Source organism: Allobosea sp. P4_H5, from assembly GCF_056400825.1.
On sequence record NZ_JBFUKM010000004.1, the window covers coordinates 337,973 to 350,975 of the forward strand.

Annotated in this window: 11 protein-coding genes; 5 read left to right on the forward strand and 6 right to left on the reverse strand. The window is 66.4% G+C overall.

What is annotated here, in order from left to right:
- Window positions 1-49 precede the first annotated feature (49 nt).
- Both AC1DS0_RS10745 and AC1DS0_RS10750 read right to left on the reverse strand, forming a co-directional pair.
- The gene (locus tag AC1DS0_RS10745; protein ID WP_476814331.1) at window positions 50-487 is read right to left on the reverse strand and encodes a hypothetical protein; all 438 of its coding nucleotides are present in this window, start codon (window positions 485-487) and stop codon (window positions 50-52) included.
- Window positions 488-521: 34 nt separating this feature from the next.
- A complete protein-coding gene (locus AC1DS0_RS10750; protein WP_193219601.1) occupies window positions 522-986 on the reverse strand; it encodes an Lrp/AsnC family transcriptional regulator in 465 nt (154 codons plus the stop codon).
- A 288-nt stretch (window positions 987-1,274) separates the two neighbouring features.
- Here AC1DS0_RS10750 and AC1DS0_RS10755 point away from each other — a divergent pair, with 288 nt between their 5' ends.
- A complete protein-coding gene (locus AC1DS0_RS10755) occupies window positions 1,275-1,859 on the forward strand; it encodes a thioesterase family protein (protein WP_476814332.1) in 585 nt (194 codons plus the stop codon).
- A gap of 12 nt (window positions 1,860-1,871) precedes the next feature.
- Here AC1DS0_RS10755 and AC1DS0_RS10760 read toward each other — a convergent pair whose 3' ends face one another.
- Window positions 1,872-5,447 (reverse strand): PAS domain-containing hybrid sensor histidine kinase/response regulator, encoded by a 3,576-nt coding sequence (locus AC1DS0_RS10760; RefSeq protein WP_476814333.1) that lies wholly within the window; start codon window positions 5,445-5,447, stop codon window positions 1,872-1,874.
- A gap of 78 nt (window positions 5,448-5,525) precedes the next feature.
- Window positions 5,526-5,882 (reverse strand): winged helix-turn-helix transcriptional regulator, encoded by a 357-nt coding sequence (locus AC1DS0_RS10765; protein WP_476814334.1) that lies wholly within the window; start codon window positions 5,880-5,882, stop codon window positions 5,526-5,528.
- 96 nt (window positions 5,883-5,978) lie between these two features.
- Between AC1DS0_RS10765 and AC1DS0_RS10770 the strand changes: the two genes are divergently transcribed.
- From AC1DS0_RS10770 to AC1DS0_RS10785, 4 genes are all read left to right on the forward strand, one after another.
- Entirely contained in the window at window positions 5,979-6,992 is a 1,014-nt protein-coding gene (locus tag AC1DS0_RS10770; RefSeq protein WP_476814335.1) for a zinc-binding alcohol dehydrogenase family protein, read from the forward strand.
- Window positions 6,993-7,218: 226 nt separating this feature from the next.
- Window positions 7,219-7,638 (forward strand): large conductance mechanosensitive channel protein MscL, encoded by a 420-nt coding sequence (gene mscL / locus AC1DS0_RS10775; protein WP_476814336.1) that lies wholly within the window; start codon window positions 7,219-7,221, stop codon window positions 7,636-7,638.
- A 152-nt stretch (window positions 7,639-7,790) separates the two neighbouring features.
- Window positions 7,791-8,981 carry a pyridoxal phosphate-dependent aminotransferase gene (locus tag AC1DS0_RS10780; RefSeq protein WP_476814337.1) on the forward strand — a complete coding sequence of 397 codons (1,191 nt, stop codon included), beginning with the start codon at window positions 7,791-7,793 and terminating at the stop codon, window positions 8,979-8,981.
- A gap of 255 nt (window positions 8,982-9,236) precedes the next feature.
- Window positions 9,237-10,307, forward strand: coding sequence for an AbrB family transcriptional regulator (locus AC1DS0_RS10785; protein ID WP_476814338.1), 1,071 nt, complete (start codon window positions 9,237-9,239; stop codon window positions 10,305-10,307).
- Between the two features lie 41 nt (window positions 10,308-10,348).
- On the opposite strand, the gene AC1DS0_RS10790 is transcribed toward AC1DS0_RS10785, so the two are convergent.
- Together AC1DS0_RS10790 and AC1DS0_RS10795 are read right to left on the reverse strand one after the other, a co-directional pair.
- A complete protein-coding gene (locus AC1DS0_RS10790; RefSeq protein ID WP_476814339.1) occupies window positions 10,349-11,938 on the reverse strand; it encodes an ABC transporter substrate-binding protein in 1,590 nt (529 codons plus the stop codon).
- Window positions 11,939-12,030: 92 nt separating this feature from the next.
- The gene (locus tag AC1DS0_RS10795; RefSeq protein ID WP_476814340.1) at window positions 12,031-12,960 is read right to left on the reverse strand and encodes an SMP-30/gluconolactonase/LRE family protein; all 930 of its coding nucleotides are present in this window, start codon (window positions 12,958-12,960) and stop codon (window positions 12,031-12,033) included.
- Window positions 12,961-13,003: the final 43 nt, after the last annotated feature.

The window sequence follows — 13,003 nt, forward strand, 5'->3', positions numbered from 1 at the left end:
GCGGCCGTTATCGGCGCTCAGCGCGGTTGGGGCAAGCCGGCGTTGTTCATCACGAGTAAAACGCATGCCTGATCAGGGAGCCAAGCTGCCCAGATGTCGTAAGCTCAACCGGCACACGCGGGTAGCGGTCGTCACCGACAAAGCCTCCATATTTGGGGTCGCGTTGCAATCGAGAAAACACGATACCGGATTCGACTCTCACGATGCTATAGGCAGTACAATCTCTGTACATCGCTTTCCAGGAACGGATACGAAGAGCGTGGAACACCTGCCGAATTGCTTCGGCTGTCTCTTCTTCGTCAACCGTTCGAGCTGGTTCTTCGTTGAGCATGCGCCGCGTGAACACTTCAAGGCCATCTAGATCGTCGATGATTGTTGCAACTGGCAATCGAAAGGTTGGGAAGCCCTTACCGCCGACCGCGATAGGTGCGAGGACATGCCTTCCCTCCTTCAGGTATCCGTTCACCTTCCAGACCTTGTAAGCCATCGTCGTCTTGTTCCATTGGGGCGATGGTTTGCGCTCACATCGGCAGGGCTGAAGTCTTCTTGATCGTGCGCAGCGTCAGTGTCGACTGTACCCGGGTGACGCCCGGCAATTGCGTGATGATGTCGGTGTGGATGCGCTCGAAATCGGCGCTGTCGCGGTAGATCACCCGCATGAGATAATCGTGCGCGCCGGCGAGCAGGTGGCATTCGAGGATTTCGGGCAGGTCCTGCACGGCCTTCTCGAAACTCTCCAGCGAGGCGCGGCCCTGCTGGTCGAGCGTGACGAAGACGAAGGCGGTGCCAGGGAAGCCGGCGATGCGCTCGTCGAGCATCATCACATAGCCGCGGATCAGCCCGCTCTCCTCGAGCTGGCGCACGCGGCGCAGGCAGGCGGAGGGCGAGAGGTGGACCTTGTCGGCGAGGTCCGAATTGGTGATCCGGCCATCCTTCTGGAGGATGCGCAGGATCGTCTTGTCGCGGGAATCGAGTTCGATCTGCATCGCTGGAGCGTCGTCCCGTGGGCCGGTACCGTCTGACGTGGTCACCGGAAAGCGCAGATGCTTCTGCGCAAAAAGCGCACTTGGCAAGCATGATCTTGCGCGCGATCCCGCCAAATCCGCATGGCGGCGCTGTCGCGGCGTCTTGAGCCGCAGGATCGTGCGGCGCAGCATTCGCATTTTTCCAGTCTGGGGCGAGGTGGAGCGGCGCGTTCAAATCCACCGGACAGGCGGGTCTGGCCGTGGCGGTAAAATAGTTTACAACTGAACTATTCCATCCGGGACGCCGTCATGAATCTCTGGTTCCGCCTGATCTGGCTGCTGCTGACGCGGCCCTTCCAGCCGAAGCTGAAGCCGCCTTTCGAGGCCTCGATCCTGCCTTTCCGGGTTTGGCCCCATGACCTCGACACCAGCTTGCACATGAACAATGCGCGCTATTGGGGGCTGATGGATCTCGGCCGCGCCGACCTGATGCTGCGCAGCGGCCTCTGGCGCGCGATCCTGCGCCATGGCTGGGTGCCGGTGGTCAATTGCGGCACGATCCGTTTCCGCCGCGAGGTCCGCCTGTTCCGCGCACTGAGGCTGGAGACGCGATTGCTCTGCTGGAGCGAGGGTTGGGTCGTGATCCAGCACCGTGTCCTGGCGGACGGGCGCGACGGCAGCGAGATCGTCGCCGCGGTCGCGCTCGTGCGGGCGGCGCTCTATGATCGCAAGGGCAGGGCCTATGTGCCGGCCGAGCGCCTCTTTGCCGAGATGGGCGTCACCGCCGAAAGCCCGGAGCCGAGCCCGGAAGTTGCCGCCTTCCTTGCAGCCGAAGAGGCATTGCGGCAGGCGGGGGCGACAGGGCAAGGCGCTGCAGAGCCTGTGCCGGAGTAGCCGCAGGGTAAGCTACTCCGCCGCCAGCCTCGTCGCGCGCCATTGCGCCAGCAGCGCTCGCAGCGCGCCTGGCTTGAGCGGCTTGTTCAGCACATGGATGTCGAGCGCCGCGGCCTCCTCACGCACCTCCGGCGAGCGGTCCGCCGTCAGCAGGATCGCCGGCAGCCCGCCGACGCTCTGTCGCAGCGCCGAGATCAGCGCGATGCCGTTCTCGCCATGGTCGAGATGGTAGTCGGCGATCAGCACGTCCGGTACGCCGCTGGCCGCGATGACGGAGGACGCTTCATCCAGATCGCCAGCGGTCTCGACCTTGCAGCCCCAACCGCCAAGCAAGAGCCGCATGCCGTCGAGAATCGCCGGCTCGTTGTCGATGGCGAGCAGCTTGAGGCCCGCGAGCTGGCTGCTCGATGGCGTGCCGCGCGCGGCGGCCGTCGTCGCCATCGCCGGCAGCGGTGCGGCCCGCGGCACCTGGATCGAGAAGCGCGTGCCGCGCCCCGGCGTCGAGGCGAGGGCGAGCTTGTGGTCGAGGGTGCGCGCGATCCGCTCGACGATCGAGAGGCCGAGGCCGAGGCCGCGCGCCACCTTGGCGCCCTGGTCGAGGCGCTGGAACTCGCGGAACACGGTCTTCTGCTTGCTTGCGGGAATGCCGAGCCCGGTGTCGAGCACCTCGATCGCGACCTGTCCGTCGCGCCGGCGGCAGCCGACCAGCACCTTGCCATTCGGCGTGTATTTGATCGCGTTGGAGACGAGGTTCTGGAGCAGGCGGCGCAGCAGGCGCCGATCGGAGCGGACGGCCACAGCGGTCGTCACGAAGACGAGCTGGAGCCCCTTTTCCTGGGCGCTCGGCTCGAATTCGCGCTGGAGCTGGCGCATCAGCTCGTCGAGGCGGAAGGCGCTGATCTCCGGCTTGAGCGCGCCCCCGTCGAGCCTGGATATCTCGAGCAAGGCGGTCAGGATCTCCTCGACCGCGTCGAGCGAGGCGTCGATGTTCTCCGCGAGGTCGGGCTGCGCACTGCTGCGATCGCGCTCGACCAGGGCGGACGCGTAAAGGCGGGCTGCATTCAAAGGCTGCAAGATGTCGTGGCTGGCGGCGGCGAGGAAACGTGTCTTCGAGGCGTTGGCCTCGTCGGCCTCGGCCTTGGCGCGCTGCAATTCGGTGTTGACGTGCCTGATCTCCTCGGTGCGCTCGGCGACGCGCCTTTCCAGGGTCTCGTTGGTCCGCTCAAGCTCCTCCTCGGCTGCGACCGCGTCGGTGATGTCGGTATAGGTGGTGACGATGCCGCCATCGGGCAGCGGGTTCGAGCGGATCTCGATGACATTCTTCGAGGGGTAGAGCTTGAGCCGGACCGGTTCGCGGTCGTTGACGAAGCTCTCCAGCCGCGCCGCCATCAATTCGTCGTGCCGGCCGGCGCCATAGGCGCCGCGCTGGGCGTTGTAGCGGACGATCTCGTCGAGCCCGGTGCCGAAGCGCACCAACGAGGGCGGCAGGTCGTAGAGCTGGATGAAGGCCTTGTTCCAGGCGAGCAGCCTGAGGTCGCGGTCGAGCACGGTGATGCCCTGGCCGGCATGGTCGAGGCCGTTCTGGAGGATGTCGCGATTGTATTGCAGGGCCGCCGAAGCGTCGTCGAGCAGCTTGAAGGCGGCCTCGGTCGAGAGATTGCGCCGCTTCAGCAGCAACGACAGCACAAGGCGGGATGAGGCGGCGCCGATCGCGGAGGAGAGCAGGTGCTCGCCGAAGCGCAGCATGTGGATGTCGGCCTCGTGCGTCCCGGTCAGCACCTCACCGCGCGAATGGGCGAAGCCCTCGAAGGCGCGCTGCGTCCGCTCCTGGCCGAGATAACGCCCGATCGTCGATTGCAGCTCGGCTTCGGTGACGCTGGAACGCCAGAGCGAGAAGGACTGGGCCATGGTCGCCCGGTCCGACTCGACGAAGGCGTTGGCCTGCAGCCGCTCCATCGCACTCGCCGGCCGCAGCATCGAGAAGCCGAGATAGCAGGCGAGATTGATGCCGAGGCTCCAGAGCACGCCATGCGGCAGGGCCGGCAACGACAGACCGAGCAGCGCCTCCGGCCGCAGGGCGGTGATACCGAGCGGCCCGTGCGCGACGATGTCCGCCCAGTAGCCGCCCGGATTGGCAAGGCTCGGGATCAGCAGCGTGTAGAGCCATGTCAGCAGGCCAGCCGACAGGCCGGCTGCGGCACCGAGCGCGGTGCCGCGGCGCCAGATCAGCCCGCCGAAGAAGGCCGGTGCGATCTGCGCCGTGGCGGCGAAGGAGAGCAGGCCGATCGAGACCAGCGCCGCCTCGCCGGCGGCGCGATAATAGGCATAGCCGAGCAGGATCACGGCGACGATGGCGCCTCGCCTGATATGCACGACCTGCGAGCCGAGATCGCCACCGGTCGGGCCGCTGCGGCCTTCGCCGCCCTCGATCAGCGCCGCGGCGCGCTCGGGATCGACGCTGACGCCGCGCCCGCGCAGCAGCAGCGGCGTGACGAGATGGTTCGAGATCATGATCGCCAGCGCGACCGAGGCGACGATCACCATCGCGGTGCCCGCCGAGAGCCCGCCGATGAAGACGAAGAGGGCGATCAGGCCGGCCTGTTTCTCCAGCGGCAGCAGCAGCACGGTCATGTCGCGGTCGATGCCTGACCCCGGCAGCAGGACCTCGCCCGCCGCCGCCAGCGGCAGCACGAACAGGTTGATCAGCACGAGATAGAGCGGGAACATCCAGGCAGCGCGGCGCACATCGCGGACGTCGCGATTCTCGACGATCGCCATATGGAACTGCCGCGCCAGCAGCAGCGCGGCGCAGGAAGATAGCGCCGTCAGCGTCAGGAACATCGGCCAGCTCGATGTCCGCTCCCAGATCGGCGGCGTATCGCCCGCGGCCCGCGCCGCCTGGGCGAAGAGATCGCCGGCCCCGTCGAACAGGCCGTAGACGACGAAGACGCCGAGCGCGAGGAACGCGACGAGCTTGACCAGCGACTCCGCCGCGATCGCCAGCACCAGCCCGTCCTGGTGCTCGGTCGCGTCGATATGGCGGGTGCCGAAGGCGCAGGCGAACCCGGCGAGCACCAGCGCGACGAGGAAGGCAAGGTCGCTCAGCACCGGTATGTCGGTCATCGGCGGCGGCCCGCCGGCCGCGGCGAAGAACACCGAGAGCGAGTTCGCCACCGCCTTCAATTGCAGGGCGATATAGGGCAGGGCGCCGACCACCGCGACGATGCAGACCAGTGCCGCGACCCGCTCGCTCTTGCCATAGCGCGCGCCGACGAAATCGGCGATCGAGGTGATGTTCTGCGATTTGGCGATGGCGACGATGCGGGCGACGAAGCGGTGCCCGAGCCCGATTACCAAAGCCGGGCCGACATAGATGCCGAGGAAGTCGAAGCCAGCCCGGTTGGCGAAGCCGACCGAACCGTAGAAGGTCCAGGAGGTGCAGTAGACGCCCAGCGCCAGCGCATAGATCGTCGTGCGCGCCCGCCCGCTCATCAGGCGGCGCCCAGCGGTGTCCGCGAGATGGGCGATCGCGAACAGCACGCAGAGATAGCCGAGCGCGCTCAGGACGACGGACCAGGCCGGGAGCATCCCACCTCCTTGCGACTGCGATCGCCGGCAAATCTATCGCCGCAGCGCCGCCGCCGCCATCGGCCTTTCGGCCCGTCCTCAGGCGGCTGCCGGTATCTGCGCCAGCCGTTCCAGCCGGCGCTCGCCCCAGGCATGCATGGCGCGGACGATCTGCTCGAGCGAACGGCCTTCCTCGGTCAGGGCATAGTCGACCCGCGGAGGAACCTGCGCATAGACCGTGCGCAGGACGAGCCCACACTCTTCCAGCTCGCGCAATTGCCGGGTCAGCATGCGCTGCGTCGCGCTCGGCAGCTTCCGGCGGATCTCGTTGAAGCGCAGCGTGCCGGAGAGCAGGTGGTAGACGATCACGCCCTTCCACTTGCCGTCGATCAGGTCGAGCGTCACTTCGACCGGGCAGCCGGCGGCGCAGTCGTAGCGCTTCTTCGTCTTCAACATCCGACAGTATCCATTGTGATACTACTGGTCCAATTTGTGCGTATTGCAGCTCCTGAGCCTATCCGTATTTCTCGGCCTGCAACAGGAGATTTTCCGATGAAGGCCGTCGGCTACCGCGCATCCCATCCGATCGAGCATCCCGAGGCGCTGCTCGACCTCACCCTCGACAAGCCGGAGGCGGCCGGCCGTGATCTGCTCGTCAGGGTCGAGGCGGTCTCGGTCAATCCGGTCGACACCAAGATGCGCCTGCGCTCGCAACCCGAGGACGGTGGCGTGAAGGTGCTCGGCTGGGACGCCGCCGGCACCGTCGAGGCGGTCGGACCGGATGCGAAGCTGTTCAAGCCGGGAGACAAGGTCTTCTACGCCGGTGCCATCGGCCGCTCCGGCACCAATGCCGAATACCATCTGGTCGATGAGCGCATCGTCGGACGCCGGCCGTCCTCCCTCTCGGTCGCGGAGGCGGCGGCGCTGCCGCTGACCGCGATCACCGCCTGGGAGGCGCTGTTCGACCGGCTCGACATCCGCCGCGCGGTACCGGGCGCGGCAAATGCGCTGCTGATCATCGGCGGTGCCGGCGGCGTCGGCTCGATCGCGATCCAGCTCGCCAAGCGGCTCAGCGATGTTACGGTGATCGCGACCGCCTCGCGGCCGGAGACGGTAAGCTGGGTCAGGGAGCTCGGCGCCGACCATGTCGTCGATCACACCAGGCCTCTGGCCGCCCAGGTCGCCGGGCTCGGCATCGGAGCGCCGGCCTTCGTCTTCTCGACCACGCAGACCGACCGGCATTTCGACGAGATCGTCGAGCTGATCGCGCCCCAGGGCCGCTTCGGCCTGATCGACGATCCCGCGCCGATCGACGTGATGAAACTCAAGCGCAAGAGCGTCTCGCTGCACTGGGAGCTGATGTTCACGCGCTCCATCTTCGGCACTGCCGATATCGAGGCTCAGCATCTGCTGCTGAACGAGGTCAGCGCCATGGTCGACGCCGGCAAGCTCAAGACCACGCTCGGGGAGCATTTCGGCAAGATCGATGCGGCCAACCTCAGGCGCGCCCATGCCTTGCTCGAAAGCGGCAAGGCCAAGGGCAAGATCGTGCTCGAAGGCTTCTGAGGGAGGCGTTGCGGCAGGACCGGATCGCTGCCGCAGCGTTCGTCGTCGCGCGATCTTCGCATAGTGGATGATCGCAGCTCGGAATCGGCCTTTTCCGAGAGAAAATGCCGAGGAAAACGGCCGGAAGCCTGCTTCCGCCACGGGTGTCGCTGGTCTAGCGTGCGCACGGGGGCGGCATTGCGCAGCGTGATGCCGAAGACTGGCCAAGCATTCGGAAAGGCGCGCTATGATCAAGGAATTCAAGGAGTTTGCCCTGAAGGGCAATGTCGTCGATCTCGCCATCGGCGTGATCATCGGCGCGGCCTTCGGCAAGATCGTCGAATCGCTCGTCGGCGACATCATCATGCCGCTGATCGGCGCCATCGGCAGCGTCGACTTCTCCAACTACTTCATCGGCCTCAACAGCGCCGTCACCGCACCGGTCCTGGTCGATGCCAAGAAGCAGGGCGCCGTGCTTGCCTATGGCAGCTTCCTGACCATCGCCGTCAACTTCATGATCATCGCCTTCGTGCTGTTCATGGTCGTCAAGGGCATCAACCGGCTCAAGCGCAAGGAAGCCGCCGCTGCTCCGGCCGAACCGCCGGCCCCGGCGCAGGATGTCGTGCTGCTCGGCGAGATCCGCGACCTGCTGAAGCAGAAGGCCTGACGCACTTTTCGAGGCGTGCCGGGTCGTCGGCACGCCTCGCGATCCATCACCGCGACCGATCGGGTCGATCTCGTCAATTCATGCCGCCGCGACGCGTTCTGCGTTAGATTGGCCTGCATGTTGCTCGCGACGGATCGCCTGAAGGATCGCTCATGAACATGCACGCACCGGCCGGCACCAGCCTGATCGCCGATTTGCGCCCCGAGGCGCGTAATGCTCCCGAGAGCGGCATTGTCGAGGTCGTCAATCACGGCCGGCTCAAGCCAGGGCTGATTCCGCTCTGGGTCGGCGAGGGCGATCTGCCCACGCCGGACTTCATCGTCCGCGCCGCCAACAAGTCGCTGGCCGACGGAGAGACCTTCTACACCTGGCAGCGCGGCATTCCGGAGCTGCGCGAGGCGCTGGCGCGCTATCACAGCGCGCTCTATGGCCGCCCCTTCAACATGGACCGCTTCTACGTCACCGGCTCCGGCATGCAGTCGGTCCAGATCGCGGTTCGGCTGATCGCCGGCGTCGGCGACGAGCTGATCATCCCGACCCCGGCCTGGCCGAACTTCGCTGCCGCCATGGGCATTGCCGGCGCCAACCCGGTCTGCGTGCCGATGCAGTTCAAGGACGGGCGCTTCACGCTCGACCTCGAAAAGCTCGAAGCGGCGATTTCGCCTCGCACTCGCGCCTTCGTCATCAACTCGCCGGCCAACCCGACCGGCTGGACCGCGACACGTGACGAGCTCGCCGCCATCCTCGCCATCGCCCGCAAACATGGCATCTGGATCATCGCCGACGAGATCTATGCCCGCTTCGTCTATGACGGCTCGCCGCGCGCAGCCTCCTTCCACGATGTGATGGAGCAGGAGGACCGCATCCTCTTCGTCCAGACCTTCTCGAAGAACTGGGCGATGACCGGCTGGCGCGTCGGCTGGATCGAGGTGCCGCCCGCTTTCGGCCAGATCGTCGAGAACCTGATCCAGTATTCGACCTCCGGCTCGCCGGTCTTCGTCCAGCGCGCCGCCATCGCGGCACTGGAGCAGGGCGAGCCCTTCGTCGCCGAGCAGATCGCCCGCGCCACCGAAGGCCGCCGCATCGTTGCCGAGGGCTTGAAGGCGACCAACCGCGTTAATTTGCAGGCGCCGGACGGCGCCTTCTACCAGTTCTTCAGCGTCGACGGCTGGACCGATTCCCGCAAACTGGCGATCGAACTGGTCGATACGGCCAATGTCGGCCTGGCGCCGGGCACCGCCTTCGGTCCCGGCGGCGAGACCGGCTTGCGCTTCTGCTTCGCCCGCAAGGCTTCTGACCTCGTCGAGGCAGTGGCGCGGCTGCAGAAAGCGCTGGCGGACTGACCGCGGTTTCCCTTCCCCCCGCTTGCGGTGGGGAAGGGTTAGGGATGGGGGGCCGGAAAGCAGGGCTGGGCTCTTCTTTCAGTCCAGTGCCGAGCGGTACTGCCCCCCACCCAACCCTCCCCACCGCAAGCGGGGGGAGGGCTTCCGAGGCAGTAGACCAGACCGTCATGCCCCGCTTGCGCCAGGGGCGTTTGACCTGAGCGTCAGCCGCCTTCATTGATGCCCGATGCGTCCTGACGGCGCATCGCGAGCGTCATGCCTGTCCCGAGCTACGTCCCCTACCATCTGCGCACCTTGTCGCGTGAAGCGGCGGTGATCGCCTGCGCGGCGGTCGGCGGTACGCTTTTTACCTTGCTGGGGGTTCCGGCGGCCTGGCTCTCGGGCTCGATGCTGGTGGTCTCGATCTTCGGCATCACCCGGCCGCTGCCGGACCTTCGCCGCCCCTGGTTCGATTCGACCATGGTGATGTCCGGCGCGCTGATCGGCTCGGCCGCGACGCCCGAGGCGCTCGCCGCGACGGCGCGCTATCCCGGCTCGCTGCTGGTCCTCGTGGTCGGCCTCCTCGCCATCATGCTGGCGACCGGCGCCTATCTGCGCTTCGTCGCGCGCTGGAGCTGGATCGATTCGCTTCTCGCCGCCGCGCCCGGCGCGCTCTCAGCCGTGATCTCGGTGGCGCAGGACAAGGGGGCCAATATCGGCCGCATCGCCGCGATCCAGCTCTTCCGCATCCTCGTCCTGGTCGCGGTGCTGCCCAGCATCATGAAGCTGAGCAGCGGCGGCACCCCACTCTCCCTCCCGCCTCCGGTCGCGATCGCGAGCGTCGGCGACATGGCGCTGCTGCTCGGCAGCGGGTTGGTCACCGGGCTGATCTTCGAGCGCATCGGCGTTACCGCGCCCTTCATCCTCGGCGCGACGCTGGCGAGCGCCGTTCTGCACGGCACCGGCCTCGTCCACGGCACCATGCCGCCGGAGATCGCGATTGCGGTGATGATCATGCTCGGCGCCGCCATGGGCGGGCGCGTCTCCAACCTGAAGCGGGGCGAGATCGCGGCGCTCTTCCCCCTCGCGATCGGCGGCTTCGTCGTCTCGATGGCGGTGGCTTTCGCCTTCGCCTGGCCGGCGGCCTGGCTCGCCGGCGTGCCCTATGCCAGCGCCATGGCCGCCTTCGCGCCGGGCGGGCTCGAGGCGATGGCGATGCTCGCCTTTGCCATGGGGCTCGACCCGCTCTATGTCGGCGCGCACCACCTGACGCGCTTCATGCTGCTCGGGCTACTGATGCCCTTCCTCGTCGGCTGGGTGCAGCCGGAGAAGCCTCCTGCGCCATAGCAGCGGCCCGGAGCCTGCCAAGGCCGGCTCCGGGGTAGGGGTCAGTCCAGGCTGATCGTGGTCAGGTCCTGGAACCAGTGCTGGGCCAGCACGAACTGTTTGATCTTCGGCGAGAGCACATGCGGGTTGGTGTCGTGCACGACCCAGACTAGAACCGCGTCGTCGACGATCTGCGCATGCGCCCTGGCCAGCAACGCGTCCTGCCGGGCGACGTCGAAGGTCTTCATCGCCTCGTCGAGCAGCCCGTCGACCATGGGACTCGCATAGCCACTCCAGTTCACGCCGACCGGTGCTGCCTGGTTCGAGTGGAAGAACCGGATGATCGCATAGAGCGGATCGGAGGTGACATAGGCGATGTTGTTGGAGCTGATGCCCGCGTTGATCTCGTCCTTCGCGCCCTTACGCCAGTGGGTGTACAAAAGTTCGAGCTCGACCACCTTGAAGTCGATCTCGATGCCGACCTCCTTCAGGTTCTGCTGGATGAACTCGTTCATTGGCAGCGACAGCATCTGGCCGGTGCCGCCCTGTGCGATCACGAAGGTCGCCTTCAGCGGTTTGGCGGGCGAGTAACCAGCTTCCGCCAGCAACTTCTTGGCTGCTTCCGGATCGTACTTGATCTCGAAGCCCGGCTTTCCGAACCACGGGCTCGCCGGATCGACCTGGCCGACGGCAGGCTTGGCGAGGCCGTTCATCAGCGCCACCACGCCGTTGCGGTCGATCGCCAGGTTCATCGCCTTGCGCAGCCGAATATCGGTCCAGGGCGAGCCGGGAAGCACGCTGAGATGATAGTTCCAGACATGCGGTGTGACGTTCTCGACGATGCGCATGCCGGCCCGCTTCAGCTGCGGCACGGTGTCGGGAGCCGGCGTCTCGATCAGGTCGACCTGGCCCGCGATCAGAGCATTGGTCCGCGCCAGCACCTCCGGCATCGGGACGAGCACCAGCTTGTCGACCTTGGCCAGCCGGTCCTTGTTCCAGTAATCCGCGTTCTTGCTGAGCTCGGCGAGTTCGCGCGGCACCAGCCGGGTCAGCTTGAACGGGCCTGTGCCGGAGGGCTCGCGAGCGAACTTGTCCCAGTCCCGGCCGAGCTTCTCGTATTGCGCCGGGCTCGACACCAGGAACCAGAGCATCTGGTAGGGAAAGAAGGAGTCGACCGTCTTGGTGGTGATCTCGACCGTCTTGGCGTCGACCTTGCGCCAGCTCGCGATCGAGGGCAGGCGCGGCTTGACTTGCGCCGCCTGGCGCCGATCGTAATGCGCCGCCTTCTCGTCGAGCACCTTGTCGAGATTCCAGACGACGGCGTCGGCGTCGAAGGCGCTGCCGTCATGGAATTTCACGCCCTCGCGCAGCGTGAACAGCCATTTCATCGGATCGGCAGGATCGACCTTCCAGCCCGTGGCGAGCCCTGGAACCAGCTTGCCCGGCCGGTCGCCGATATTCATCTCCCAGGCGACCAGCGGATCGTAGAGCGTATAGCCCGTGAATTTATAGGCGCCCGCACCGCGATCGGGCTGGCCGGAGGTCAACGGTATGTCCGCCATCGAGATTCCGTAGCGGACGACCGTCTGGGCCAACGCGGGACTGGTCAGGAAAAAGGCGATGAGGGCGGACCCCGCCAAGCGTTTGAGCATTGCGCGCACCGGTGTGAGGAGTGGTGCGGTATCTCGGCAAAAGCCGTGCCATCTGGAACCTTCGGTTGGGCGACTATGGCCCTCGTCGGCGCTCAGCCCACACCGTTGGTGTGGGTCATCAGCGAATAGAGCGATGTGGTCCCGCAGATGAACAGCCGGTTCCGCTTGGGGCCGCCGAAGCAGAGATTGGCGACCACCTCCGGCACCAGCACCTTGCCGATCAGCGTGCCGTCGGGGGCGTAGACATGGACGCCGTCGGCGGCGCTGCTCCAGAGCCGGCCTTCGACGTCGAAGCGGAAGCCGTCGAACAGCCCGGCCGTGCAGGTCGCGAAGACCGAGGAGGCGCCGAGCGTCTTGCCTTCGCCGGTCACCGCGACCTTGCGGATATGGCGCGGCCCATTCTCCGGATCATGGCTCGCACCGGTGTCGGCGATGTAGAGCGCGCTTTCGTCGGGCGAGAAGGCGAGGCCGTTCGGCTTGACGAAATCATCGGCGACGATGGCGATCTCGCCGCTCTGCGGATCGATGCGATAGACATTGCAGCGGCCGATCTCGCTCTGCGCCTTGTCGCCTTCATAGTCGGTGAGGATGCCGTAATCGGGATCTGTGAACCAGATCGAGCCGTCCGACTTCACCACCACGTCGTTCGGCGAATTAAGCCGCTTGCCTTGATAATGGCTCGCCAGCACGGTGATCGAGCCGTCATGCTCGGTGCGCGTCACCTGCCGCCCGCCATGCTCGCAGGTCACGAGCCGGCCCTGGCGGTCGACGGTATTGCCGTTCGAGTTGCGCGCCGGCTGGCGGAAGGTGCCGACCTCGCCGGTGAGGGCGTCGTAGCGCAGCATCCGGTTGTTGGGGATATCGGACCAGACCAGCGTCTGGTGCGCCGGGAACCAGGCCGGGCCTTCCGACCAGCGCGCCCCGGTCCATAGCCGCTCCATCCGGGCCGAGCCGGGCACGATCCGATGGAAGCGCGGGTCGAGCACCTCGACGCGAAAACCCTCGATGAAGCCGAATGTCATGGCGATCCTCCCTGATGGCGCCGGAGGATCGGCGATCTGGCCC

What these genes read in the sequence shown, in the direction of transcription:
- AC1DS0_RS10745 (WP_476814331.1), bottom strand. Translation starts at nt 487, where the DNA reads ATGGCTTACAAGGTCTGGAAGGTGAACGGATACCTGAAGGAGGGAAGG.
- AC1DS0_RS10750 (WP_193219601.1), bottom strand. Translation starts at nt 986, where the DNA reads ATGCAGATCGAACTCGATTCCCGCGACAAGACGATCCTGCGCATCCTC.
- AC1DS0_RS10755 (WP_476814332.1), top strand. Translation starts at nt 1,275, where the DNA reads ATGAATCTCTGGTTCCGCCTGATCTGGCTGCTGCTGACGCGGCCCTTC.
- AC1DS0_RS10760 (WP_476814333.1), bottom strand. Translation starts at nt 5,447, where the DNA reads ATGCTCCCGGCCTGGTCCGTCGTCCTGAGCGCGCTCGGCTATCTCTGC.
- AC1DS0_RS10765 (WP_476814334.1), bottom strand. Translation starts at nt 5,882, where the DNA reads ATGTTGAAGACGAAGAAGCGCTACGACTGCGCCGCCGGCTGCCCGGTC.
- AC1DS0_RS10770 (WP_476814335.1), top strand. Translation starts at nt 5,979, where the DNA reads ATGAAGGCCGTCGGCTACCGCGCATCCCATCCGATCGAGCATCCCGAG.
- mscL (WP_476814336.1), top strand. Translation starts at nt 7,219, where the DNA reads ATGATCAAGGAATTCAAGGAGTTTGCCCTGAAGGGCAATGTCGTCGAT.
- AC1DS0_RS10780 (WP_476814337.1), top strand. Translation starts at nt 7,791, where the DNA reads ATGAACATGCACGCACCGGCCGGCACCAGCCTGATCGCCGATTTGCGC.
- AC1DS0_RS10785 (WP_476814338.1), top strand. Translation starts at nt 9,237, where the DNA reads ATGCCTGTCCCGAGCTACGTCCCCTACCATCTGCGCACCTTGTCGCGT.
- AC1DS0_RS10790 (WP_476814339.1), bottom strand. Translation starts at nt 11,938, where the DNA reads ATGCTCAAACGCTTGGCGGGGTCCGCCCTCATCGCCTTTTTCCTGACC.
- AC1DS0_RS10795 (WP_476814340.1), bottom strand. Translation starts at nt 12,960, where the DNA reads ATGACATTCGGCTTCATCGAGGGTTTTCGCGTCGAGGTGCTCGACCCG.